The sequence below is a fragment of the Pseudomonas vanderleydeniana genome (genome assembly GCF_014268755.2).
Lineage (GTDB): Bacteria > Pseudomonadota > Gammaproteobacteria > Pseudomonadales > Pseudomonadaceae > Aquipseudomonas > Aquipseudomonas vanderleydeniana.
This window is the reverse complement of record NZ_CP077093.1, coordinates 51,262-75,948: the sequence shown is the minus strand read 5'-3', so window position 1 is coordinate 75,948 and position 24,687 is coordinate 51,262. Positions and strand designations below refer to the sequence as shown.

18 protein-coding genes are annotated in these 24,687 nt (G+C 65.9%); 13 read left to right on the top strand and 5 right to left on the bottom strand.

Annotation, left to right across the window (positions count from 1 at the left end; genetic code table 11):
• Positions 1–89 precede the first annotated feature (89 nt).
• The 4 genes from HU752_RS00335 to tssA all read right to left on the bottom strand — a co-directional run bounded on the left by HU752_RS00335 (position 90) and on the right by tssA (position 3,955).
• Positions 90–578, bottom strand: coding sequence for an Hcp family type VI secretion system effector (locus HU752_RS00335; RefSeq protein WP_186683673.1), 489 nt, complete (start codon positions 576–578; stop codon positions 90–92).
• Positions 579–823: 245 nt separating this feature from the next.
• Positions 824–2,317, bottom strand: coding sequence for a type VI secretion system contractile sheath large subunit (gene tssC, locus HU752_RS00330; RefSeq protein WP_186683672.1), 1,494 nt, complete (start codon positions 2,315–2,317; stop codon positions 824–826).
• Positions 2,318–2,332: 15 nt separating this feature from the next.
• On the bottom strand, positions 2,333–2,848 hold the full coding sequence (gene tssB / locus HU752_RS00325; RefSeq protein WP_186683671.1) for a type VI secretion system contractile sheath small subunit: 516 nt from the start codon (positions 2,846–2,848) through the stop codon (positions 2,333–2,335).
• Between the two features lie 81 nt (positions 2,849–2,929).
• Entirely contained in the window at positions 2,930–3,955 is a 1,026-nt protein-coding gene (gene tssA / locus HU752_RS00320) for a type VI secretion system protein TssA (RefSeq protein WP_186683757.1), read from the bottom strand.
• Positions 3,956–4,360: 405 nt separating this feature from the next.
• Between tssA and tagH the strand changes: the two genes are divergently transcribed.
• The 13 genes from tagH (at position 4,361) to HU752_RS00255 (ending at position 22,297) form a co-directional block, all read left to right on the top strand.
• Positions 4,361–5,860 (top strand): type VI secretion system-associated FHA domain protein TagH, encoded by a 1,500-nt coding sequence (tagH, locus tag HU752_RS00315; protein ID WP_186683670.1) that lies wholly within the window; start codon positions 4,361–4,363, stop codon positions 5,858–5,860.
• 56 nt (positions 5,861–5,916) lie between these two features.
• On the top strand, positions 5,917–6,414 hold the full coding sequence (tssJ, locus tag HU752_RS00310) for a type VI secretion system lipoprotein TssJ (protein WP_186683669.1): 498 nt from the start codon (positions 5,917–5,919) through the stop codon (positions 6,412–6,414).
• A gap of 15 nt (positions 6,415–6,429) precedes the next feature.
• Complete coding sequence (gene tssK / locus HU752_RS00305) at positions 6,430–7,764, top strand: type VI secretion system baseplate subunit TssK (RefSeq protein ID WP_186683668.1); 1,335 nt, start codon at positions 6,430–6,432, stop codon at positions 7,762–7,764.
• Positions 7,765–7,770: 6 nt separating this feature from the next.
• Positions 7,771–9,096, top strand: a complete 1,326-nt coding sequence (locus HU752_RS00300) for a DotU family type VI secretion system protein (RefSeq protein WP_186683667.1) — start codon at positions 7,771–7,773, stop codon at positions 9,094–9,096.
• A complete protein-coding gene (gene tssM / locus HU752_RS00295) occupies positions 9,093–12,593 on the top strand; it encodes a type VI secretion system membrane subunit TssM (protein WP_186683666.1) in 3,501 nt (1,166 codons plus the stop codon). The genes HU752_RS00300 and tssM overlap by 4 nt, the downstream gene beginning before the upstream one ends.
• Entirely contained in the window at positions 12,590–13,243 is a 654-nt protein-coding gene (gene tagF, locus HU752_RS00290; protein ID WP_186683665.1) for a type VI secretion system-associated protein TagF, read from the top strand. The genes tssM and tagF overlap by 4 nt, the downstream gene beginning before the upstream one ends.
• Complete coding sequence (locus tag HU752_RS00285) at positions 13,244–13,972, top strand: PP2C family protein-serine/threonine phosphatase (protein WP_186683664.1); 729 nt, start codon at positions 13,244–13,246, stop codon at positions 13,970–13,972.
• A gap of 14 nt (positions 13,973–13,986) precedes the next feature.
• Positions 13,987–17,103, top strand: coding sequence for a serine/threonine-protein kinase (locus HU752_RS00280; RefSeq protein ID WP_186683663.1), 3,117 nt, complete (start codon positions 13,987–13,989; stop codon positions 17,101–17,103).
• On the top strand, positions 17,103–17,819 hold the full coding sequence (locus HU752_RS00275) for an ABC transporter ATP-binding protein (RefSeq protein ID WP_186683756.1): 717 nt from the start codon (positions 17,103–17,105) through the stop codon (positions 17,817–17,819). The genes HU752_RS00280 and HU752_RS00275 overlap by 1 nt, the downstream gene beginning before the upstream one ends.
• Entirely contained in the window at positions 17,819–19,021 is a 1,203-nt protein-coding gene (locus HU752_RS00270) for an FtsX-like permease family protein (RefSeq protein ID WP_186683755.1), read from the top strand. The genes HU752_RS00275 and HU752_RS00270 overlap by 1 nt, the downstream gene beginning before the upstream one ends.
• Positions 19,014–20,741 (top strand): formylglycine-generating enzyme family protein, encoded by a 1,728-nt coding sequence (locus HU752_RS00265; RefSeq protein WP_186683662.1) that lies wholly within the window; start codon positions 19,014–19,016, stop codon positions 20,739–20,741. Before HU752_RS00270 ends, HU752_RS00265 begins: the two co-directional genes overlap by 8 nt.
• An 85-nt stretch (positions 20,742–20,826) precedes the next feature.
• A complete protein-coding gene (gene tagQ / locus HU752_RS00260) occupies positions 20,827–21,780 on the top strand; it encodes a type VI secretion system-associated lipoprotein TagQ (protein WP_186683754.1) in 954 nt (317 codons plus the stop codon).
• 139 nt (positions 21,781–21,919) lie between these two features.
• Complete coding sequence (locus tag HU752_RS00255) at positions 21,920–22,297, top strand: helicase (protein WP_186683661.1); 378 nt, start codon at positions 21,920–21,922, stop codon at positions 22,295–22,297.
• Between the two features lie 933 nt (positions 22,298–23,230).
• Here HU752_RS00255 and HU752_RS00250 read toward each other — a convergent pair.
• Positions 23,231–24,631 (bottom strand): aminoacyl-tRNA deacylase and HDOD domain-containing protein, encoded by a 1,401-nt coding sequence (locus HU752_RS00250; protein ID WP_186687729.1) that lies wholly within the window; start codon positions 24,629–24,631, stop codon positions 23,231–23,233.
• Between the last annotated feature and the right edge of the window lie 56 nt (positions 24,632–24,687).

Genomic DNA, 24,687 nt, shown 5'->3' with positions numbered 1-24,687 from the left:
GCTTGGCCATGCTCGGACACCGGCAATGTATCGAATTCTGGGGGAGTCGCACCCAATGCCCCCGACGCGGCGCGTCGAGGGCACGAGGATCAGATCTTGGTGTTCGTGCGGATGTTCCAGCCGAACTTGACCGGGCCGCCCTGCTTGGAACCGTCGGCCTTCTGCTCCTGATACTCGATCTGGACCTGGGCGAAGTTCAGGGTGACGTTTTCGGTCAGGCGATCATCGCTGCCCGAACCGCCGGTGCTCAGCGAGGTGATCAGCACTTCGCTCAGGTCGATCTTCATGTACTCGACCTGGCTTTCGCCGCCGGCCTTGCGCACCACCAGGGTGACCTTGTCGACGTGCTTGCCGCTGGCGCAGTGCATCATCAGGTTGGGCGAGGACTTGTCGACGTACTTGGTCAGCGACAGGTCCTGGACGTTGACCTTGCCGGCGCCACCGCCACCGCCCATGTGCATGTTGCCGGACTGGGACATGCCCCAGCTCCAGTTCAGGACGTCGATTTCGTCCTTGTGGGCCTTGTCCATGGACTCGCCCTTGATGTCACCGATCTTGATGAAGATATCAACAGCCATGTTTTCTCCAGTGTGGTCTGCACCACGAGGTTGTTAGCCAGGACCCGCCATCGATGGCGAGGTCGCCGTTATTACGGATGATGCTTTCCCCTTGTGGGAGCCGGCTTGCTGGCGATCGAGTGCGCAGCACTCGTAAAGCCAGGGTATGCGGTCTTTCAGAAAGACCGTGGGCTCGGGATTCACGGCCGCTGCGCGGCCGATCGCCAGCAAGCCGGCTCCCACAGGGGAAACAGTGCCTGGGGGTGTTACGCCCCCTTCGCCGAAGGCAGCTTCGACACCAGGCGCAACGACACGGTCAGGCCTTCGAGCTGGTAGTGCGGGCGCAGGAAGAACTTGGAGGTGTAGTAGCCCGGGTTGCCCTCGACGTCCTCGACCACCACTTCCGCCGCCGCCAGCGGGTGCTGGGCCTTGGTGGTTTCGGTGGAGTGGGCCGGGTCGCCGTCGACGTAGTTGAGGATCCAGTCCTGCAGCCAGCGCTGCATCTCGTCCTTTTCCTTGAACGAACCGATCTTGTCGCGAACGATGCACTTGAGGTAATGGGCGAAGCGGCAGGTGGCGAACAGGTACGGCAGGCGCGCGGCCAGGTTGGCGTTGGCGGTGGCGTCCGGGTCGTCGTACTCGGCCGGTTTCTGCAGCGACTGGGCGCCGATGAACGCGGCGAAGTCGGTGTTCTTCTTGTGCAGCAGCGGCATGAAGCCGTTCTTCGCCAGTTCCGCCTCACGACGGTCGGAGATGGCGATTTCGGTCGGGCACTTCATGTCCACGCCGCCATCGTCGGTCGGGAAGGTGTGCGCCGGCAGGCCTTCGACTTCGCCGCCGGACTCGACGCCGCGAATCCGCGAGCACCAGCCGTAGTGCTTGAACGAGCGGTTGATGTTCACCGCCATGGCGTAGGCCGCGTTGGCCCAGGTGTACTTGTCGCTGTCGGCGCCGTCGGTGTCTTCCTCGAAGGCGAACGCTTCCACCGGGTCGGTCTTGGCACCGTAGGGCAGGCGAGCCAGGAAGCGTGGCATGGTCAGGCCGATGTAGCGCGAGTCTTCCGACTCACGCAGCGAGCGCCAGCCGGCGTATTCCGGGGTGGTGAAGATCTTGGTCAGGTCGCGCGGGTTCGACAGTTCCTGCCACGAGCCCATGCCCATCACGGTGGGCGAAGCGGCGGAAATGAACGGCGCGTGCATCGCCGCGCAGACCTTGGACAGCTCGCCCAGCAGTTCGACATCCGGTGGCGACTGGTCGAAGTAGTAGTCGCCGACCAGGCAGCCGTACGGCTCGCCGCCGAACTGGCCGTATTCCTCTTCGTACATCTTCTTGAAGATCGGGCTCTGGTCCCAGGCCGTGCCCTTGAATTTCTTCAGGGTCTTGTGCAGTTCCGGCTTGGCGATGTTCAGCACGCGAATCTTCAGCTGCTCATCGCTTTCGGTGTTGTTGACCAGGTAGTGCAGGCCACGCCAGGCGCTTTCCAGCTGCTGGAACTCGGGGTGGTGGATCACCTGGTTGACCTGGGCGGTGAGCTTGGCGTCGATGGCGGCGATGATCGATTCGATCGACTTGATGGCGTCGTTGGAGACCAGGTCGGTCTGCGCCAGGGCCTGCTCGGCCAGGGTGCGCACGGCGCCTTCGACGGCTTCGCGGGCGCGCTCGGTCTTGGGCTTGAACTCCTGCATCAGCAGGCTGGCGAACTCGCTCGGTTCGGTGGTGCCGCTTTGCAGAGGCTGATTGTCTTGCTGCAACTGGGTCATGATCGTTCGTCCTGATTAAGCGCTGGGCTCGGAGTCCTGGGGCTTTGGCGCACTGGCCAGGGCCTGGAGCAGCGCCGGATCCTTGATGGCCTTCATGATGATGTCTTCGGCACCGGTCTTGCCGTCCATGTAGGTCAGCAGGTTGGCCAGCTGGGTCCGTGCCTCGAGCAGCTTGTTCAGCGAGTCGACCTTGCGTGCCACGGCGGCAGGGCTGAAGTCGTCCATGCTTTCGAAGGTGATGTCCAGGCTCAGGTTGCCTTCACCGGTCAGTTCGTTCGGTACGTTGAACGCGACACGCGGCTTCATGGCCTTGAGGCGCGAGTCGAAGTTGTCGACGTCGATCTCCAGGAACTTGCGGTCGGCGACGGCAGGCAGTGGCTCGGCGGGTTTGCCGGCCAGGTCGGCCAGCACGCCCATCACGAAAGGCAACTGGACCTTTTTCTCGGCGCCGTAGAGTTCCACGTCGTACTCGATCTGGACCCGTGGCGCGCGATTGCGCGCGATGAATTTCTGAGAACTTTGCTTCGCCACGTTGCTGCTCCTGGTCGCTGTTGCGACGGTGTAGGCGTCATCGGTATAGGCCGTTAACGTAACTGCGCGGAGGGGTCGGGCTTATTCGCCTTCGGGACCGCGCAGGTTTTCAAACTGGGACATGCCATCCGGGATCAAATTGCGCACGATCGCCTCGAAGTCGGCGTGGACCAGGTTCTTCGCCCGGTTCAACAGCACTGGCAGCGGGCTCGAAGGCTCGTGGCGGGTGTAGTAGGCGAGGATCCGGTCGAGGCTGCGCAACACGTCGTCGCGGTTGCCGATCTCGCCGCTGGCGCGTAGCGCCGCGACGGCCGGAACGTCCGCCGACGGGGATTCGCCGGTCTCGGCGCTGCTGTCGGCATCGTCCACGGCCGGGGCGGCACCGCCCGGGGCGTATTCGGCGAACACCTGCAGCGCCAGCTTGAGCTGTTGGCGCAGGGGGCTCAGGTCGACACCCTGGGCCGAACCGACCTGTTCGGAGACGTAGCGCTCGATGGCGTCGAGGCTGCTGCGCGACTCGGTGATGGCGTTGCGTACCGCGTCCAGCTCATCCGGGTCGGTGTCGCGCAGGGCGCCGCTCAGTTCGTCGGGGCTCAGGCTCTCGTCGGGAAAGCTCAGCAGACCGCTGGCGTTGAGCGCGGCACGCAGGGTCACGGTGCCGAAGGCCCGCGAGCGGGTCAGGATGCTTTCGCGCAGCAGGCGCACGTTGGTATCGCAAGCCAGGCCCGACAAGGCGTTGACCCGTACGGTGGGGTCATTGTCGTCATCGGCGTCGAGCTGGGGATAGAGTTCGCCCCAGTATTGCTGGAGCAACTGGTGAATCAGCTCGAGTGCATCGCGCAGGCCGGCGAAGCCTTCGAGGGCCAGGCTGCTTTGCGTCAGGAAATGGGTGATGCGCAGGTCCTTGCTGCGTTGCAGCAGGGCCGTGCTCGATTGCTCGATGACACGCCAGGCGGGAGGTTCTGCCGGTTGCACGGAGTCGCCCATGATACGCTCGGGCTTGCCCATGGCATCACGTTCCAGTTGCAGGAATTGCGCGTCATATTCCAGATCTTCGCCGCAGGGCGAATTCGCGGAAACAGCAGCAAGCAACAACGGCAGGTCCAGCAAGTTCGATCTCCTTATCGTCTGGCAAAGTGCCAGGTATTACCTGAGCATATTTCCCAGGAAAAGTTCCCTGGGAAAGTCCCATAATTCTTCTGGATATGAGGCCTTTGATATCACGCGGCCATCATGTATAAACAGGAAGTTGTGCATTTTTGGTGTAGTACTTGGGGCTTGTCAAGGTAAGCTACTGACCCTTTGTTACAGTTGTGACGGGTTCGGCAAGGCCGTCGACTACCGGGTCATGACCTGTACGATTGTAAGAAAATTGTGGGTAGAATCTGACAGTTTCGCCGAAATGGCTGAAAACAATGGGGTTTTACCCCTGGGTTGAAAGACCCGGACCGAGCTTGCTGCAGGGGCATCGCAGCGGGCCGGCTGTGCGTGGAAGTACTGCAAGGAGGCGCAATGTCGCTGTGCTTGACTATTACTAGTTATCACAAGATTACCCCTGGCCAATGTCCTGAAAAGACTCTGGACAAGGGAGTGATGGCAATTGGCCGTAGTTCGGAGAATGACTGGGTACTGCCTGATCCGGAACGGCTGGTTTCTTCACGACATTGCGTTATCCAATACAAGGACGGTCGCTACTATCTGACCGATAACAGCACCAACGGCGTTGAACTGGTCAATGCCGGTATTCGCCTGCGCCGGGGTAATAGCGAACCGTTGCAGGATGGCGAAGTTATCCGAATCGGCGAATACGAAATCCGTGTGCGCATCGACTTCGATCTGCAATTGGCCAGTTCGCCGTTGTCCGGTGTCGACGCCTCCAACAGTTTCGAAGCCCTGATGGGGCGCGCCACCGCGCCGATCCCGTCGCCACCGCCGGCGAGCACCCCGGCCGCGCATTTCCAGGGTGGCTCGGCGATGGATACCTTCCCCGACCTGTTCGATTTCCTGACGCCGGTGAGCGTGCCGCCGGCGACCGTGCCGGATCATGTCCCGGCGCAGCAGCATGATTTTCGTCCGCCGACGCCGGTGGCTCCGCCTGCGCCGGTGATCCCGCCGCTGCCGGAGATCACCTCGGCCCCGCTGGTTCCGCCGACGGCCACGCCTGGTGCGAACATGATCCCGGAGGACTGGGACCTGTTCGGCGACGCGCCGAAAGCGCCGGTCAGTCAGCCGGCACCGATCCCGGTGGTGATTCCCGAGGTGGTTGCGCCGCCACCGATGGCGCTGGAGCCTGTGCCAGCTCCAGCTCCAGCTCCAGCTCCAGCTCCAGCTCCAGCTCCAGTCGCCGCGCCTGAACCTGCTCCTGTAGCAGTTCCACCGCCGGCCGCAGTGGCTGCCCCGGCTCCCGGCGAGGTGCCGCAGGCCAACCTGCTGCAGGCCTTCCTGCGCGGTGCCGGGCTCGACCAGTTGCGGCTCGACACCGCCCAGGTGGAAGCGCAGATGGAAGCGGTCGGGCGCAGCTACCGGCTGATGGTCGAGGGTCTGATCGATGTCCTGCGTGCCCGCAGCAGCCTCAAGGGCGAGTTCCGCATGCAGCAGACCATGATCCGGCCGGTGGAGAACAACCCGCTGAAATTCGCCCCGAATGCCGATGAGGCGCTGCTGCTCCTGCTGCGTCACGGCAACCAGGCGTTCATGGCGCCGGACCAGGCGATCCGCGACAGCTTCGATGACCTGCGGGCGCACCAGCTGGCGGTCATGGCGGGCGTGGAAGCGGCGATCAAGCACTTGCTCGAACGTTTCGAGCCGGCCGAGCTGGAGGCGCGCATGAGTCGCCCGGGCGGCCTGTCGAACCTGTTCGGCGGTTCTCGCCAGGCACAGTACTGGCAGCAGTTCACCGAGCTGTACTCGCGGATTTCCCGTGAGGCCGAGGATGATTTCCAGGACCTGTTCGGGCGCGAGTTCAGCCGGGCGTACGAGGAGCACAGCGCCCGGCTGGGCAGGAACCGGTAGCGGGCAACAGCAACACGGGATTCAACGGAAAGCCAGAACGTCACTGAGGACGCAGGATGATTCACCGAGTTTTACTGGCAGCGGCCATGGCGCTGCTGCTCAACGCTTGCAGCAAGGATGCGGCCGCGCCAGCGCCTGCCGACGAGCCGGCGGCCGACAGCGCTACCGCGGTCCTGAACTTTCACGCCATCAGCGGTCTGAACCCCGGCGCCAACGGTGCACCGGCTCCGGTCCGGGTGCGCATTTTCGAATTGAAGAACACCGCCAACTTCAATCGTGCCGACTACTTCGCCCTGGCCGAACGGGCTCAGGCGACCCTCGGCGCCGACCTGATCGACCAGGACGAAGTGCTGGTCCAGCCCGGCCAGCAGTTGAGCGTCGAGCGGCCGCTCAACCCCGCGACCCGTCATGTCGGGCTGGTGGTGGGCTATCGCGAGATCGACCAGGCGTTGTGGCGCAGCGTGCTCAGCGTCCAGCCCCGGCAGGTCACCGACTATCAGATCAGCCTCGATGTGCGTGCCGTGCGCAGCGCCGTCGAAGGCTCCGCCCCATAGGCAAACGGAGAAGCCATGTCCTGGAACAATCGAGTGGTCTGGTCGGAAGGCATGTTCATTGGAACGCAGCACTTCCAGCAGCATGACCGTTACCTGGAAAACCTCATCGATGCCCGCAGCCGTCCGCTGTCTGCCGGGGCCTGGGGTTTCTCCGAACTGTTGATCGACCAGGGCCTGCTGGCCCAGGGCAAGCTGGCCATCGTGTCCGCCAAGGGGCTGCTGCCGGACGGTACGCCGTTCAACATCCCCCACGACGACCTGGCGCCGAGCCCGCTGAGCATCGAGGACAGCCTGCGTGACGGCGTGATCTATCTGGCACTGCCGCTCAAGCGCGCCGGTGCCCGCGACACCGTGGACGAGGGCGAGGAGCTGGGCGGGGCACGTTACCTGAGCCAGGTGCGTGAGGTGCGTGACGACAACGCGCCGTTCGAGAACCGTGCACCGGTGGCCGTCGGTTCCCGCGCGCTGCGCCTGCTGACCGAAGGGGATGGCCTGAGCGATTACGCCGCCATCGGCCTGGTGCGGATCAAGGAAAAACGCGCCGATCGCGCGCTGGTGCTGGACGAGAGCTACATCCCGCCGGTGCTCGACGTGGCCGCGAGCAAACCGCTGGCGGCGTTCCGCAGCGAGCTGCTGGGCCTGCTGCACCAGCGTGGCGAAGCCCTCGCCGGGCGGGTGGTGGCCTCGGGCGCCGGGGGGGCCTCGGAAATCGCCGACTTCATGCTGCTGCAACTGGTCAACCGTGCCGAGCCGCTGGTCAGCCACCTGAGCCAGCTGAGCCCGCTGCACCCGGAGCGCTTCTACAGCGAGCTGGTGAGCCTGGCCGGTGAGTTTTCCACCTTTTCCCAGAGCGGCCGGCGCCCGGCCGAATACCCGCAGTACCAGCATGATGCCCTGGCGCTGAGTTTCGCGCCGGTCATGCAGGCGCTACGCGAGGCGCTGTCGATGCTGATCGACAGCAAGGCGACACCGATCCCGATCGTGGAAAAGGCCTATGGCATCCATGTGGCGATGCTGGCCGACCGGACGCTGATCGACAACGCCAGCTTCATCCTGGTGGTGCGTGCCGATATCCCCAGCGAGACCCTGCGCGGGCGCTTCGCCCAGCAGAGCAAGATCGGCTCGGTGGAACACATCCGCGACCTGGTCAACCTGCAACTGCCGGGCATCGGCCTGCTGCCGTTGCCGGTGGCGCCACGGCAGATCCCGTTCCATGCCGGCTCCACCTACTACGAACTCGATCGTGGCAGCGAGCACTGGAAGCAACTGATGCACTCCGGCGGCTTCGCGTTCCACGTTGCCGGGGAGTTCCCGGGGTTGAACCTGGCTTTCTGGGCCATCCGAGGATAAGCGGCGATGCACTCCAATGAAGATCCGCTGGGCCAGCCAGCCCCGGTACCCAACGACCGTACCCAGTTCATGCCGCGCCCCGGTGGCCGCGAGCCCCAGGCCGCGCCCCGGGCCGAACCGGCGGCGCCGCTGTCGATGCCGGCCGCGCCGTTGCCGATCGGCCAGTCGCAGGGCCTGAACCCGTTGGAAAGCGCCGCAGGCCCGCTGCTGGCGTTGCTTACCCGGTTGCGCAACACCATCGCTCATCCGGCACCGGCCAGCCTGCGCGCGCAGTTGCTGGGTTACCTGCGCCAGTTCGAGGAGCGCGCCGAGGCCGCCGGCGTGGCTCGCAACGAAGTGCTGCTGGCGCGTTATGCGCTGTGTACCGCTCTCGACGAGGCGGTGCTCAGCACGCCGTGGGGCAGTGCCAGCGAGTGGGGCAAGCAGAGCCTGCTGATCACCGTGCACAACGAGGCCTGGGGCGGCGAAAAGGTGTTCCAGTTGCTCGAGCACTGCCTGCAGAGTCCACGCGAGCGCCTGTACCTGCTGGAGCTTTTGTACCTGTGCATGTGCCTGGGCTTTGAAGGCCGCTACCGGGTCATGAACGACGGCCGCAGCCAGCTGGAATCGCTGCGTGAGCGCACCGCCGCGACCATCCGCAGCGCCCGTGGCGAGTACGAGCGCGAGCTGTCGCCGCGCTGGCGCGGCCTGACCGTGGCTCGTGACCGCCTCAGCCAGTTCATGCCGCCCTGGGTCGGCGTGGCGATCGGCCTGGCGTTGCTGCTGGCCCTGCTGTTCGGCCTGCGCATGAAGCTGGCCTCCGACGCCGAGCCGGTGTTCAAGAACATCCACGCCCTGGGCGAAATCCCGGTGCAGACCATCGACCGGCCGGTGATTCAGCCCAAAGTGGTGGAGCGGCCACGCCTGGCCGGTTTCCTCGCCGAGGAGATCAAGGCCGGCAAGGTCGCGGTCGAGGACAAGGTCGACCGTTCGGTGGTGACCATCCGCGGTGACGAACTGTTCGCCTCGGGCAGCTCCAGCATCGTCGACGACTTCCAGCCGCTGATGCTGCGCATCGCCGACGCCATTCGCAAGGTCAAGGGCCAGGTGCGGGTCACCGGCCACAGTGACAACCGTCCGATCGCCACCCTGCGTTTCCCGTCGAACTGGGCGCTGTCCCAGGCGCGTGCCGAGCAGGTGTTGCAGATTCTCGCGGCCAAGACCGGCCAGCCCGAGCGCTTCAGTGCCGAAGGGCGCAGCGACACCGAGCCGCTGGCGTCGAACGCCACGGCCGAGGGCCGGGCGAAGAACCGTCGGGTGGAAATCACAGTCTTTGCGGAGGGAGTCGAGTGAAGGCTTTTTTCGGTTTTGTCATTCGCTGGGTGATCCCGGTGCTGGGGCTGATCGCCCTGAGCCTGATCATCTGGTTCGTCGGCCCGCTGCTCGAAGTGTTGGTGCCCGAAGGCCGGCGCTGGGCACTGATCATCCTGATCTTCGCGATCTGGATCGCCTATCGCGTGTTCCGCCTGATCCAGGCCCGCCGCCAGGCGGCGAAGGTCATGCAGAGCCTGGCCGCGGATACGCCGCCGGACGCGGCCAGCGTCGCCACCGCCGAAGAGCTGGCGACCCTGCGCCAACGCATGGACGAGGCCCTGGCCCTGCTGAAGAAGGCCCGGCTCGGTGGCGACGAGCGCCGCAACCTGTACGAACTGCCGTGGTACGTGATCATCGGCCCACCCGGCTCGGGCAAGACCACGGCGCTGGTCAACTCCGGCCTGCATTTCCCGCTCGCCGCCCAACTGGGCGCCGGGGCGATCCGTGGTGTCGGCGGTACCCGTAACTGCGACTGGTGGTTCACCGACGAGGCCGTGCTGCTCGATACCGCCGGCCGCTACACCACCCAGGACAGCCATGCCCAGGTGGACAAGGCCGCCTGGCTGGGCTTCCTCGACCTGCTCAAGAACCAGCGTTCGCGCCGGCCGATCGACGGTGCCTTCATCGCCATCAGCCTGTCCGACCTGCTGCTGGGTACCGACGCCGAGCGCGCGGCCCATGCCGCGGCGATCCGTGCGCGGATCCAGGAGCTGTACACCCAGCTCGGCGTGCGTTTCCCGATCTACCTGATGTTGACCAAGCTCGACCTGGTGCCGGGCTTCATGGAGTTCTTCGACTCCCTGAGCAAGGAAGAACGGGCGCAGGTCTGGGGCACCACCTTTACCCTGGACGACGGCAAGCACGCCGAAAGCCCGCTGGTGCACTTCAAGGGCGAGTTCGCCGCACTGGAGCAGCGGCTCAACGAGCGCCTGGTGGAACGCCTGCAGCAGGAGCGCGACCCGGCTCGGCGCGACCTGATCTACGGTTTCCCGCAGCAGTTCGGCGCGCTGCGCGAGTGCCTGCAAAGCTTCCTCGACGGCGTGTTCAAGCCCAATGCCTATGAAGACCGGGCGCTGCTGCGTGGCGTGTACTTCACCAGTGGTACCCAGGAAGGCAGCCCGATCGACCGGTTGATCGGTGCCATGGCCCAGAGCATGAGCCTGGACCGCCAGCACCTGGCCCGCCAGAGCGGCACCGGGCGCAGCTACTTCATCGAGAAACTGTTCACCGCGGTGGCCTTTGCCGAGCGTGGCCTGGTCGGGGTCAACCCCAAGGTCGAGCGGCGACGCAAGTGGCTGGCTCGCGGCGTGCTGGCGGCAACGGTGGCGGTGGTGCTGCTGGTCAGCACCCTGTGGCTGATCAGCTACAAGGCCAACCAGGCCTATATCGCCCAAGTCGACCAGAAGGTCGCGCCGCTGGGCCAGAGTGTGCAGAACCTCAGCCCGGCGCAACGCGACGTGCTGGCGGTGCTGCCGCTGCTCAATGCGGTCAGGCACCTGGCCGGCGATGCGCCGGGCTGGTCCGAGGGCCTGGGGCTGTACCAGGGCGACATGCTCGAAGCCGAGTCCGCCAGCGTCTATCGCAAGCTGCTGATCGCGGTGTTTGCCCCGCGGCTGGTGACCCGTGTCGAGGAGCAGCTGCGCAGTGGTGGCAGCTCGGACTTCCTCTACGAAGGCCTGAAGGCCTACCTGATGCTGGCCGACAACGAGCACTACGATCCGGAGTTCATCAAGGCCTGGATCGCCCTCGACTGGGACCACAACCTGCCGCGCGACCTGCCACCGGATCAGCGCCTGGCCCTGGGCGAGCACCTCAAGGCCCTGTTCGACCGGCATCCGCCCAATGCCCGGCTGGATGAGCGGCTGATCGACGACCTGCGCCGGCAATTGCAGCAACTGCCGGTGGCACAGCGCGTCTACGACCGGGTCAAGCGCCAGAAGCTGCCGGCCGGGGTCAGCGACTTCCGCATCAGCGACGCCGCCGGCCGCGATGCCGCGCTGGTGTTCAGCCGCAAGAGCGGCAAGCCGCTGAGCGAACCCCTGAGCGGCTTCTTCACCGCCAAGGGCTATCGCGAGGCGTTCCTGCTGGCGAGCCTGAACCAGGCCGGAACCCTGGCTGAAGAACAGTGGGTGCTGGGCCGCGACCAGGGCGAGCAGCAGAACGTCGCCAGCCTCGCGGCGGATGTGCGCCGGCTGTACTTCCAGGATTACCTGCGGCAATGGGATGCGCTGCTGGCCGACATCGACTTCGTGCCGATCACCAGCGTGGCCCAGGCGGCCGACGTACTGCGGGTGATTTCCGGGCCAACTTCGCCGCTGAAGAAGCTGCTGGTGGCGGTCGCCAAGGAAACCGACCTGCAGCAGGAAGAGCGCCTGCTGGCGGCCCAGGGCAAGAAGGTCGACAGCGGTGTCGACCAGATCAAGCAGCGCCTGGGTTCGATGCTCGGCCAGGAACAGCCGGCCAGTGACGCCCCGGTGGCGCCGGAAGATCCCGTCAGCGCGCACTTTGCCGAACTCAATGCCCTGGTCAGCAAGGGTGAAGGCGAGCCAGCGGCCATCGATGGCCTGCTGGCGGACATGAATGCCTTGTATGTGCAGGTCAGCGCCATGGTCGGCGCCAGCGGTGACGCCCTGCTTGGCGAGGCCAAGAACCAGGCCGCTGGTGCCGCCGCCCGTGTCAGCCTGAATGCCGAGCGGCAGCCGCCACTGGTCCAGGGCCTGGTCAAGTCGGTGGTCGGCTCGACCACCAACAGCATGATGGGCGGGGTGCGCAACCAACTGAACGCGGCCTGGGTCAGCGAGGTGGTGAACGTCTACCGGCAGTCCCTCAGCGGCCGTTATCCGCTGTCTCCCGGCAGTGCCCGGGACGCGACCCTCGACGACTTCGGCCAGTTCTTCGGCGTCGGCGGGGTGATGGACAACTACTTCCGCAAGTACCTGCAACCCTACGTCGACACCTCGACGCCGACCTGGCGCTGGCAGCCGGGTGCGGCGCAGAAACTGGGCATCTCGCCGGGGGTGCTGCAGACCTTCCAGCGCGCCGCGGCGATTCGTGATGCGTTCTTCCGCTCCGGTGGTACCCAGCCGATCGTGCGTTTCGAACTCAAGCCGGTGGCGATGGATGCCTCGATCACCCAGTTCCTGCTCGACCTCGACGGCCAGCAGGTCAGCTATGACCACGGCCCGAGCCGGCCCGTGGCGATGCAGTGGCCGAATCCGGGCAGCATCGGCGTGGTGCGCCTGTCGATCTCGCCGCCGTCGGCCACCGGCCGTTCCGGCGTGACCCTGGACGGTCCGTGGGCCTGGTTCCGCCTGCTGGAGCAATCGGACCTGGTCGCAGGCAACTCGCCGGACCGCTTCAACCTGCGCCTGCGGGTCGATGGTGCGAGCATTTCCTACGAACTGCGCGCGAACAGTGCCTTCAACCCATTCAAGAGCCGCGTACTCAACGGCTTCAGCCTGCCGGAGCATCTATGACGACGGTGGGTTACTACGGCAAGCTGGCCAGCCGCGGCGACTTCGTCAGCCGTGCGCTGCCCCAGGGATTCGTGCAGCCGTGGGACGCCTGGCTGGCGTCCGGGCTGCACGCCAGCCAGCAGCAGTTGGGCAGCGACTGGCTGAACGTGTACCTGGTCAGCCCGCTCTGGCGCTTCGTGCTGGCCCCGGGGGTTTGCGGCCCGGAGGCGGTCGCCGGGGTGCTGATGCCGAGCATCGACCGGGTCGGCCGCTACTTCCCGTTGACCATCGCCCAGCCACTGGATGCCGGGCATGCCCTGGCGGCGGTGGTCGGCGGCGCCGATGACTGGTTCGAGCGGGCCGAAGCGCTGTTGCTGGAGACCCTGGAGGAGGGCGCCAGCTTCGAGGCGTTCGAGCAGGGCGTGCAGAACCTGGGCAAGCTGACCTTTGCCAACAAGGCGCCGGCCAGCGAGTTCGCCGGCCTGCAGCGCTTTTCCGCACTCGACGCCGAGAGTCGCGGCCAGGCCCTGGCCGAGCAGGCCTGTGTCGGTTCGAGCCTGTGGTGGGGGCGCGGTTCGCAGCGCATCGATGCGGGCCTGATGCGCTGCCAGGGGCTGCCGTCTACTGCTGATTTCGGCAGTTTTCTGCTGGGCAAGGGAGCGGCGAGCTAAATGGCCAATACCCCCGAAATCACCTACCAGTCGGCGAGCTACAGCCATGTCGGCATGGTTCGCCAGATCAACGAGGACGCCTGCCTCGACCTGCCCGATGCCGGCCTGTGGGCCGTGGCCGACGGCATGGGCGGGCATGCGGCGGGCGACTATGTCGCCAGCCTGATCGTCGACACCCTGCGGCGCATTCCGCCGTCGGACTCGCTGGCGATCTACAGTAACGCCCTGCGCACCCGGCTTTCCGAGGTCAACGCGGCGGTGCGCGAAGAGGCCGGCAACCGCGGGGTGTCGATGATGGGCAGCACCGTGGTGCTGCTGGCGGTACGCGGCGACACGGCGATCTGCCTGTGGGCCGGTGACAGTCGCCTGTATCGCCTGCGCGAAGGCCAGCTGGAGAGCATTTCCCGCGACCACAGCTACGTCCAGGACCTGCAGGACAGTGGCCTGCTCAGCGAAGCCGAGGCGCGGGTGCACCCACGGGCCAACATCGTCACCCGGGCGATCGGCGTCGAGGCGCAACTGGAACTGTCGACGAGCAACTTCGAGGTGCTCCCCGGCGACAGCTTCCTGCTGTGCAGCGACGGCCTGAACAAGACCGCCGAGGACGCCGAGATCCGCGACGTGCTCGGCCACCCGGACCCCTATGCCGTGGTGCGCAGCCTGGTCCACCTGGGCCTGACCCGCGGCGCCCCGGACAACATTACGGCGATCGTCGTCAAAGCCACCTGAAGACACTTCCACACATGGACATACTGATTCCCGGATTCGACATAGACGGCGAGATTGGCGAAGGCGCCATGGCCACCGTCTATCTGGCGACCCAACGGTCGCTGGAGCGCAAGGTGGCGCTGAAAGTCATGGCGGCCGCGCTGGCTGCCGACCCGACCTTCTGCGAGCGCTTCCTGCGCGAAGGTCGGACCCTGGCGCGGCTGTCGCATCCGCATACCGTGACCATCCACGATATCGGCAATGTCGGCGAGCTGTACTACATGGCCATGGAGTACCTGCCCAACGGTACGCTCAAGGAGCGCATCGCCGCTGGCCTGAGCCCGGAGCAGGGCGTGCAGTACATTCGCCAGATCGCCTCGGCGCTGGGCTATGCCCACGCCCAGGGGCTGGTGCACCGTGACGTGAAACCGGCCAACATCCTGTTCCGCGCCGACGGCACTGCGGTGCTCTCGGACTTCGGCATCGCCAAGTCGCTGGATGATCGCACCCAGTTCACCCAGGCCGGGTTCGCCGTCGGCACGCCGAGCTACATGAGCCCCGAACAGGCTCGTGGCCAGGAGATCGACGGTCGCGCCGACCTCTACGCGCTGGGCGTGGTGCTCTACGAAATCCTCGTCGGCAAGCTGCCCTATACCGGCACCGATGCGCTGTCGACGGCGCTGGCCCACCTCACCGAACCGCTGCCGGAATTGCCGATCCAGCACGGCCGCTACCAGCACATCCTGCAACGGCTGCTGGCCAAGGACCCGGCGGAGCGCTTCGCCGATGCCGCGGCCCTGCAGGCGGCGCTGGACAACCTGCCGGCCGAGGAGGGGTTGGAGTCGACCCTGATCCAGCCCCTGGCGCTGCCCAAGGCGCCCGAGAAACCGGCGACCACCGACCTGGGCGGGCTGACGCCGGTCTCGATCGAGATCCCCACCCAGCCACCGGCGCAGCCGGCATCACGGCCCGCCCCCCAGGCTGCGCCACAACCGGCGCCGCAGCCGGTGTTGCGCGGCAATGCCGACTCGCCGCAGCGGCGGGGGCCGGTGCTGGCCCTGCTGGCTGTCGCCGTCGCGGCCGCCATCGGCGTCGCCGGCGCCGGCTATTGGTGGCTGGGCGGCGACAAGCCGGTGAAAGCCCCGGCGACCACCACGACCACGCCGCCCTCTTCCAGCACGCCAGTGGCGAGTGGCACGACTGCTGCGTCGACCACGCCGCCGGCCTCGACCAAGCCGGCGGACCCGCTGGGTGCGACGCCGATCACCCAGGGTTCACCGGGTGACGCCGACGGCGGTAGCCGGCCGTTGCTGATGGTGGGCAAGAAGACCCTCTTCCAGCGCGTGCTGAGCCAGCCTGGCGCACAGCTCTACAGTTCCCCTGGCGGCCAGGCGGGCAAGGCCCTGCCGGCGTTCTCCGTGCTTTACGTCTACCAGCGCAAGACCGTCGAGGGCGCGTCCTGGCTGCGGGTCGGCACCTCCAGTGACGGGCGCGACGAAGGCTGGCTGCCAGGGACGAAGGTCAGCGAGTGGAAACAGAGCCTGGTGCTGAAGTTCACTGAACGCTCCGGGCGCGAGCCGGTGATGTTCCTGCGCGACGCCGCCGATATCGACAAGCTGCTGGCCAATCCGGCCTCGGCGAAGAACCTGCTGCTGAGCGCGCAGAAGAACCCGGCCGACAATCAGCGGGTACTGGCCCTGGAGCCGGCAGCCAGTGCGGTGCCGCAGAACCAGTTCTACCTGCTGCCGATCTTCGGTTCGCGCGAGAGCTTCGACGAGAATGGCCAGCCGGTGCAGTTGCTCAATGTCGCCTCGATCGACCCCGGCAGCACCCCGCAGAAAACCGCCAGTGGCGCGGCGCCGGCTGCGGCGGCGACGGACAAGTTCCGTACCGCTGTCGTGCTGGTGGTCGACACCACGGTGTCGATGCAGCCCTACATCGACCAGGTGCGCGACGTGGTCCATGAGCTGCAGAGCAAGATCGCCGAGCGCGGCGAGCTGGACAGCGTCAGCTTCGGCCTGGTGGGCTTTCGCAACAACATCCAGAAGACCCCGGGCCTGGAATACCTGAGCAAGACCCTGATCACCCTCGACCAGGGCCGCGACCCCGAACGCTTCCTCGAGCTGGCACGGCAGGTCAAGGCGTCCACGGTGTCGAGCCATTCGTTCAACGAAGACTCCTTCGCCGGGATCATGCAGGCGGTGGACGGCATGGACTGGTCCGGTTATGGCGGCCGCCTGATCCTGCTGGTCAGTGACGCCGGCTCGCTGCGCAAGAACGACCCCTACAGCAGCACCCGGATGAACGAGGCGGAGATCCGCCAGGCAGCGCTGAGCAAGCAGATCAAGATCTATGCGCTGCACCTGCGCAGCGACGCCGGCAAGAAGAACCACGCCTTCGCCGAACAGCAGTACCGCACCCTGACCGCCGACGCCAACCCGAAGATCGGCGACCTCTACATTCCGGTCCAGGGCGGTGATGTGCGCAAGCTCGGCGAGCGGGTCGAGGAAATCGGTTCGGTATTCGCCAACCTGGTGCACCAGGTGCGCAGCAACCAGGCCCAGCCGGCGCCGGTGCTGGCGGCCGCGCCGAGCCTGGCGGACAAGTCGGCGGCCATCGGTTATGCCATGCACATGGATTTCCTCGGTCACAAGGGTGCCAGCCAGGCGCCGCAGCTGGTCAGTGCCTGGACTGCCGATCGCGACCTGACCAACCCGGCGCTGCCGGCGTTCCAGGTCTGCGTGATGCTGACCAAGCTGCAGCTCAACGACCTGCAGCAGTCGCTGAAACTGATCGTCGATGCGGCCCGCAAAACCCAGAGCTCGCCGAAGGACTTCTTCCAGGAAATCGCCAGCGCCAGTGCCTACATGAGCCGCGACCCCTCGGCCCTGCGCAAGGGCGGCAACCTGGCCGATGGCGGGGTGCTCGGCGAGTACCTCGAAGGACTGCCGTATCGCAGCAAGTCGCTGAGCATGACCCAGGACCTGTGGTTGTCGCTCAGCGTTGCCGAACAGGAAGACTTCATCGACGAACTGGAATCGAAAATCCGCCTCTACGAGACGTTCCACAACGATGTGGCCAACTGGGTCCGGTTCGGCGATGCCGAGCCGGGTGATGCGCTGTACCGCGTGCCGCTGTCGACGCTGCCGTGATGATCAGCCTGCGTGACGTGCGCAAGACGCGCGGCGAGGGTGCCCAGCGCTACAGTCTGGTGATTCCGCGCCTGGACCTGGTGCCGGGCCAGCAGTGGGCGGTGGTCGGCCCCAGTGGCTGCGGCAAGAGCACCTTGCTCGACCTGCTGGCGCTGGTCTTGGCGCCGGACCGTGCCGGGCTGTTCGCCTTCGAGGCGGCCGCCGGCACGCAGGATGTGGCCGCACTCTGGCGCGAGGGGCAGCACGATCGGCTCGCGCAGTTGCGCAGCCGCTACCTCGGCTATGTGCTGCAGACCGGTGGGCTGCTGGGCTTTCTCGATGTGCGTGGCAACATCGAGCTGTCGCGCAAGCTGCTGGGCATGGCGGATGATGGCAGTGTGCAACGGTTGGCCGAGCAGCTGGAAATCGCCGATCAGCTGGACAAGAAACCCCAGGCCCTGTCGGTCGGGCAGCGCCAGCGGGTGGGTTGCGCCCGTGCGCTGGCCCATGGTCCGCGACTGTTGCTGGCCGACGAGCCGACCGCCGCACTTGATCCGTTGAATGCCGGCCGGGTCATGCAATTGCTGCTCGGGCAGGCTGCGCGGCAGGGCGCCTGCTGCGTGATCGCCAGCCATGACGAGGCGCTGGTGCGCGACCTGGGCATGAGTGTGTTGCGCATTGCCTGCCAGCGGGATGCCGATGGGGGTGTCACCGCGACCCTGGGAGGCCAGTCGTGATGCGGGCTTCGCTGGTGGCGGCCCTGGCCTGGCAGGACTATCGCGCCGATGCGCGGCTGTCGGCCTGCTCGGTGCTGGCGCTGGTGGCGGTTATCGCGCCGTTGCTGGTGCTGTTCGGGCTCAAGTTCGGTCTGGTCAGCAGCCTGACCGAGCGCCTGGAGCGCGACCCGCTGGTACGCGAGATTATTCCGCTGGGCGGCGGGCGCTTCGGCGCGGCCTACATTGCCGAACTGGGCCGTCGTGACGACGTGGCCTTCGCCTTGCCGCGTACCCGGCAGATCGCTGCCACTGCCGACCTGTCCATCAGCCGCCAGGGTCCGGCGTTGAACGTCGAGATGATCCCGACCGCCGAAGGCGACCCGCTGCTCGGCGGCCAGCCGGCGCCCACCGGGCTGGCGGCAATGCTGTTGAGCTACACCGCAGCGGAAAAGCTCGGGGTGAAGGCTGGTGACTGGCTCGAGGTGTCCTTCGGGCGCCAGGTGGCCGGTCGGGTGGAGAGCCAGCACACGCAGATCCGCGTGCAGGCGGTGCTGCCGCTGGAGGCCTTCGGCCGCGATGCGCTGTTCGCCCCGCTGGCCCTGCTGGAGGCCGCCGAAGACTATCGCGACGGTCGTGGCGTGCCGCTGCTGGGCTGGAGTGGCGAGCCGGCGGGCTCCGCCGCGCAGCGGGTGTACCCGGCCTTCCGCCTGTATGCCCGTGAACTGAACGATGTCGAGCCGCTGCGCCACTACTTCGCCGAGCGCGGCCTGCTGGTCTCGACCCAGGCCCAGACCATCGCCCAGGTGCAGTCGTTGAGTCGCAACCTGTCCATCGTATTCTGGATCATCGCCAGCCTGGCCCTGGCGGGCGCCTTTGCGGCGATCTGCGCGGGTGCGCTGGCGGCGGTCGAGCGCAAGCGTCGCGAGTTGTCGGTGCTGCGCCTGCTCGGCCTGGGCACCGGTGCGCTGCTGCTGTTCGTGGTGTTGCAGGCCCTCTACAGCGGGCTGTTCGCCGCAGGTTTGAGCGTGCTGCTGTACATCGTCGCGGAGCAGGGCCTGAACCATTTATTCGTGCAGGTGGCCGGCGAATACGCCAGCCAGTTGCTGTGGCGCCATTACATGCTGGCACTTTTTGCGGTGTTGGCGGTCTGTGCTCTGGCTGCGGCCCTCGGTGGCTGGCGAGTGGCCCGGATAGAAGCTTCGGAAGGAATCAGAGATGTTTAAGCTGCGCAGCGCGGCCCTCATGGTGTTGATCGGCTCCCTGGGCCTGGCCGGCCTGGTGCGGGCCGACGACGACAGCAACAAGCTGGACAACCCCAAGCCGCTGAGCGGCGATATCAGCCTGCCGTTGCCGTGCGATGGCGAGATGGTGTTCCGCTATGTCTATATCCTCGCCCAGGGCACCCTGGACGACCGCGAGATCAGCCTCGGCTATCCCTTCAGCGAGGATGAGCCGGGCTACAAGCAGTCGTTCATTTCCGGTTATCGCAGGGACTTCATCAACGGCCAGTTCACCCTCAAGGACCTGCCGGCCGCCTGGCAGAAGGAAATCTCCCCGGCCCTGCCGAAAACCGATGCCAGCTCGCCGCTCAAGCCGATGTTCTATTTCATGGGCAAGTACCCGGTGACGGCGCGCCAGTACGCGCTGGTCATGTCCCAGGCGCAATCGCTGGCCAGTGGCGAGCCGGCACCGGCCTGCGAGGCGCCCGAGGGGATCGCCGGGCGCCTGCCCAAGGTCAAGGTGTCGCGTTTCGATGCCGAACGCTTTTCTGCGGTCTACAGCGCCTGGCTGATGAAGTATCACCGGGACCGGCTGCCGGTCAGCGGGCGTGGCAGCTCGGCCGAGGATGGCGGCGCCGGTTTCGTCCGCCTGCCGACCGAGGTCGAGTGGGAATATGCCGCCCGGGGTGCCCAGGCCGTGGGTCGCCAGGAGCTGGAAGGCCGCCTGTTTCCCCGTCGCCAGCCGGGCAGTGACACGGACGGGCCGCTGTCCGACTACGCGGTGTTCAACCAGGTCGCCGGCGGTACCGGCCAGGCACCGCGGCTGATGCCGGTGGGTACCAAGCTGCCGAACCCGATCGGTCTGTTCGATGTCATTGGCAACGCCGCGCAGATGGTCCAGGAGTCGTTCCAGCTGGTGCATGCCGGGCGCCGCCAGGGTGCCTACGGCGGCTTCGTGGTCAAGGGCGGCAACTACCTGGAAGGCGAAGGCACGCTGTTCACCGGCATGCGCCGCGAGTACCCGCTGTTCGCCGCCGATGGTACCGAGCAGAGCAACGAGACCACCGGTTTCCGGGTCGCCATCGGCGCATTGTCGGCCCCGCGTTCGCGCTACAAGGAGCTGTTCGAGCAGTGGAAGAAGGAAGGCCGCCTGGCTGCCCTGACCGATGCCATCGACGATGCCCAGGACCCGACCAAGCGCCTGGACAGCATCATCTCCGGCACCACCGACCCACGCCTGCAGGCCGAGCTGGGGCTGGTCAACGAAGAGCTCAAGCGCAACGTGTCGCTGATCGCCCGCCAGCGCGAGGAAGCGGCCGGCAACCTGATCCAGTCGGCGGCCCTGGTGGCCGAAACCGTCAACAACTACAACATCCGTCTGACCAACCTGAAGAAGAGCCGCCAGCAGGCTGTCGATGCCAAGGACGAGGCCAGTGCCGCGCTGTTCGCCACCGCCATCGACAACGGCACCAGTGCGCTGGACGGCGCCGTGGCGATCTACATCGACAACCTGGCAACCGCCACGCGCTACACCGACGCGGTGATCCAGGCGCAGTTCCAGCGGGTCAAGGAGGAACTCAGTCGCAAACCCGTGCTCGGCAATAGCCTGGTGGCACGGGCAACCCTGTTCGTTCGTCATGTCGGGGACTACCGCAAGCAACAGCGGGCCGACCCGGAGACGATCTTGAAAGCGTTACTCGCATCGAACGCCCAGAAGCCCTGAGCGTTCGGAATCCGGCGAGTGTAGAGGGGATCCGGGCGGTAAGGTGCCGCGTCGGCCAAGTCAAACCAAGAAAGGAAACATGAACATGATTTTCTCCAGCAAACCCCTTGTTACAACCTCGCGGTGCCGTGCCGCGCTGTGGGTTGCCGCCGGATTCAGCACCGTGCTGATGGGCGGTTGCGCCACTTCGCCGACGTCCAAGGTCGGTGCCAGCACCAAGGTCGAGTACTACCCGACCTGCTACGAGCCGGTGCAACACCTGCGTGCCACCGATTCGGACATGACCCGTTCCATCGCCACCGGTGCGGTGATCGGTGCCCTGGGCGGTGCCGCGCTCGGCGCGTTGACCGGCGATGACTCGAGCAAGCGTGGCCGCAACGCCGCCATCGGCGCTGCCGGTGGTGCGCTGGCCGGCGGTGCGGCGGGCTACTACACCGAGAAGCAGAAGCAGATCGCCGACGACAAGCAGCGCATCAGCTCCTATGCCGGCGACATCAGCAAGAGCGCCGCCGAGATGGACCGCAACACCGCCTACGCCCGCGCCTCGCAGAGCTGCTACCAGCGTGAGTTCGCCAACCTGGTGTCGGCCCGCAAGGCCAAGACCATCGGCGACGCCGAAGGCCGCAAGCGCCTGGCGGAAATCGTTGCTGGCCTGAAGGAGTCGAATGACCTGATCGTCGCGGTCAACGGCCGCAACGCCGAAGACCTGAACAACTACACCCAGGCCTACGAGCAGGATTTGCGTCAGGTCGGCGTGCAACGTACCGACGTGGTCACCGTGGCGACCGCCGACACCGCACCGGTGATCGCGCCGACCACCGGCAAGACCAAGGGCAAGAAGCCGCCAGCCAAGGTCGCCAAGAAGCAACTGCCGACCGTGCCGAGCGAGGCAGTCGCCACCGAGAAGACCCTGCAGGACGCCAATGCCAAGAAAGCGGCGAGCCAGGACGTCGCCACCGCAGGCCAATCGCAGGTCAACAGCATGTGCAAGAACCCGGACCTGGGCGACTGGGCACCGGTGCCTTGCCCGAACGTCTGAGTGACCGCTTGGTCACGAACGTGCTGATATAAGTGGCAAACGCCAGCCGATCTTCTTGTAAAGAAGGAGATCGGTGGCGTTCTTCGAACAAACCGCTACACTGCGCCGGCACTTTCATTTTTCTGCCGAGGCGTTGTGCATGAAATTCCGTTTTCTTCTCTGGGCGATGGGCTTGCTGATGGCCCGGGCCAGCCGCAACAACCCCGCATTCCAGCAGCAACTGGCCGACAAGGCGCTGGTGTTCCAGCTGCAGACCCTGGACGGCAAGATCGCCCGTCACTTCACCGTCAAGGATCAACGTATCACCAGCCAGTCCGGAACCCATCCGGAGCCGGCGTTCGCCATCGGCTTCAAGGATGCCGCGTACGGCTTCGCCACGCTGCAGGCGAAGAACAAGCAGCTGGCGTTCATGACGGGGATTCAGGACAAGTCGATTCAGATCAAGGGTAATCCGGCGCTGGTGATCTGGTTCCAGGGGCTGACCAAGTACCTCAAGCCGAAGAAAAAGAAGGCCTGAAGCGTCACCTCCCTTGATCGTTCCCACGCTCCGCGTGGGAATGCAGCCCGTGACGCTCTGCGTCACAAGAGCGGACGCCGAGCGTCCGGAGAGGCATTCCCGCGCGGAGCGTGGGAACGATCGGTGTCCGTGTCCTACAGTCGTCGGTGGGCTCAGTACTGGCTGAACTAATGATCGTTCCCACGCTCTGCGTGGGAATGCAGCCCGTGACGCTCTGCGTCACAAGAGCGGACGCCGAGCATCCAGAGAGGCATTCCCACGCGGAGCGTGGGAACGATCGGTGTCAGGGTCCTACAGTCGTCGGGGGCTCAGTGCTGGCTGAACTAATGATCGTTCCCACGCTCTGCGTGGGAATGCAGCCCGTGACGCTCTGCGTCACAAGAGCAGACGCCGAGCATCCAGAGAGGCGTTCCCACGCGGAGCGTGGGAACGATCGGTGTCCGGGTCCTGCAGTCGTTGGGGAGCTCAGTACTGGCTGAACCGATGATCGTTCCCCCGCTCTGCGTGGGAATGCAGCCCGTGACGTTCTGCGTCACAAGAGCAGACGCCGAGCGTCCAGAGAGGCGTTCCCACGCGGAGCGTGGGAACGATCGGTGTCCGGGTCCTGCAGTCGTCGGGGGCTCAGTACTGGCTGAACTGATGATCGTTCCCCCGCTCTGCGTGGGAATGCAGCCCGTGACGCTCTGCGTCACAAGAGCAGACGCCGAGCATCCAGAGAGGCGTTCCCACGCGGAGCGTGGGAACGATCGGTGTCCGGGTCCTGCAGTCGTTGGGGGAGCTCAGTACTGGCTGAACCGATGATCGTTCCCACGCACTGCGTGGGAATGCAGCCCGTGACGCTCTGCGTCACAAGAGCGGACGCCGAGCATCCAGAGAGGCATTCCCACGCGGAGCGTGGGAACGATCGGTTCGGGTCCTAAAGTTGTCGGGGGCTCAGTGCTGGCTGAACTGCGAAGCCAGTTCACGCAGCAGCACTTCGGCCTCGAGTACCTTGTTCACCACGTCCTCGGCCTTGTCGCGGCTCAGGCCCAGGCGGTCGAGCAGGGCGTCGGGGATTTCCTCGTCCGGCCCGGAACCGATGTTGCGGCTGCGCAGCAGGCGTACCGCCAGGCAGACCAGGTTCGGGTACTCGGCGTAGGCGCCGTCGTAGTGCGGATCGTGCTGGAAGCGCAGCGCGGTGGCCAGTTCGTCCGGCATGTCCCAGTAACGCATCAGCCAGGCACCGATCTGTTCGCGACTGATGCCGAGCAGGTGCTGCTCGACATAGCTGTGGCACAGGTGCGGGTTGACCTCCAGGTGGCGGCAGATCAGCGAGAAATGCGGTGGGAACACGTGGGCCAGCAGCAGGTAGCCGAAGTTGTGCAACAGGCCGGCCAGGTAGGTCAGCCCGGCTTCCGGGCGCTGCGCGCGTGGCATGGCACGGGTCAGGCCTTCGATCACCGCAGCGGTGTAGATCGACTGCTGCCAGTACGGCGTGCTGTGCTGCGGCTGGTCCTTGGGCAGGCTCAGGGTCTTGCCCAGGGCCAGGCCGAGCGCCAGGTTGATCACCAGGTCGAAACCCAGCACCCGCACGATCGCGTCTTCCACCGAACGGATCTTGCCCGGCGAGGCGTAGTACGGCGACGCCGCCCAGCTCACCACTTGCGCGGCCAGGGCCGGGTCGGTCTCGACCACGCCAGTGATGTCGTCGATGGTTGCATCGGGATCGACGCGCAGCTTGATGATCTTTTGCGCGGTTTCCGCCAGCGGTGGAATCTCGATGGTCGCTTCCAGGCGCTGCTGGATGCGTCGGGCGGTAAATACCTGGACGGCCTGGGTGATTTCCTTGCGGTCGTCGTCCGGCCGGTCGAGGTTGGGCCGGATGTTGCCCACGGCCTCGCCGAAGCTGGCGGCGCTGGCCTTGGTCAGCATGCTCTTGAAGTCTTCGGTGGCGATTTCCAGCAGCAGGCCGGTTTCACCGGAGTTGATCAGCAGGCTCGGTTCGCGCAGCAGCTGTTCTTCGTAGAGGCAGGGAGAGCTGGTCAGTGCCGGCAGGCCTGGCAGCAGGTGCAGGCTGTGTTTGCCGAGCATGCGCTCCAGGCGTTCGGTCGAGACGGCCGTCAGGCGTCGACCGGTGAGTTCGGCCAGGCGGTTGAGGTCGAGCAGCTGGTTCTGGGCAAACAGGACCATGAGCGCACCGACTGCGTCATCGAGCAGCACGGCCTGAACCTTGCGCGCAGCCGGCAGGCTCGGCGAGTCCGTGACTTCGCGATAGTTGATGGCGAGCTTGTCGAGCAGCATTCGAACCACAGACGGGGTGTGCGGGGTTGCATCGATGAGGGCAACTTCAGTCATGGTCTGTATCCGGCTTCCTACAATCTCCGCAGTATAACCAGCTTGTCCGACTGGTT

Coding starts and splice junctions, on each gene's coding strand:
- HU752_RS00335 (WP_186683673.1), bottom strand. CDS start 578: ATGGCTGTTGATATCTTCATCAAGATCGGTGACATCAAGGGCGAGTCC.
- tssK (WP_186683668.1), top strand. CDS start 6,430: ATGTCCTGGAACAATCGAGTGGTCTGGTCGGAAGGCATGTTCATTGGA.
- tagH (WP_186683670.1), top strand. CDS start 4,361: ATGTCGCTGTGCTTGACTATTACTAGTTATCACAAGATTACCCCTGGC.
- tagQ (WP_186683754.1), top strand. CDS start 20,827: ATGATTTTCTCCAGCAAACCCCTTGTTACAACCTCGCGGTGCCGTGCC.
- tssJ (WP_186683669.1), top strand. CDS start 5,917: ATGATTCACCGAGTTTTACTGGCAGCGGCCATGGCGCTGCTGCTCAAC.
- HU752_RS00280 (WP_186683663.1), top strand. CDS start 13,987: ATGGACATACTGATTCCCGGATTCGACATAGACGGCGAGATTGGCGAA.
- HU752_RS00275 (WP_186683756.1), top strand. CDS start 17,103: ATGATCAGCCTGCGTGACGTGCGCAAGACGCGCGGCGAGGGTGCCCAG.
- HU752_RS00265 (WP_186683662.1), top strand. CDS start 19,014: ATGTTTAAGCTGCGCAGCGCGGCCCTCATGGTGTTGATCGGCTCCCTG.
- tssC (WP_186683672.1), bottom strand. CDS start 2,317: ATGACCCAGTTGCAGCAAGACAATCAGCCTCTGCAAAGCGGCACCACC.
- tagF (WP_186683665.1), top strand. CDS start 12,590: ATGACGACGGTGGGTTACTACGGCAAGCTGGCCAGCCGCGGCGACTTC.
- HU752_RS00285 (WP_186683664.1), top strand. CDS start 13,244: ATGGCCAATACCCCCGAAATCACCTACCAGTCGGCGAGCTACAGCCAT.
- HU752_RS00270 (WP_186683755.1), top strand. CDS start 17,819: ATGCGGGCTTCGCTGGTGGCGGCCCTGGCCTGGCAGGACTATCGCGCC.
- HU752_RS00300 (WP_186683667.1), top strand. CDS start 7,771: ATGCACTCCAATGAAGATCCGCTGGGCCAGCCAGCCCCGGTACCCAAC.
- HU752_RS00255 (WP_186683661.1), top strand. CDS start 21,920: ATGAAATTCCGTTTTCTTCTCTGGGCGATGGGCTTGCTGATGGCCCGG.
- HU752_RS00250 (WP_186687729.1), bottom strand. CDS start 24,631: ATGACTGAAGTTGCCCTCATCGATGCAACCCCGCACACCCCGTCTGTG.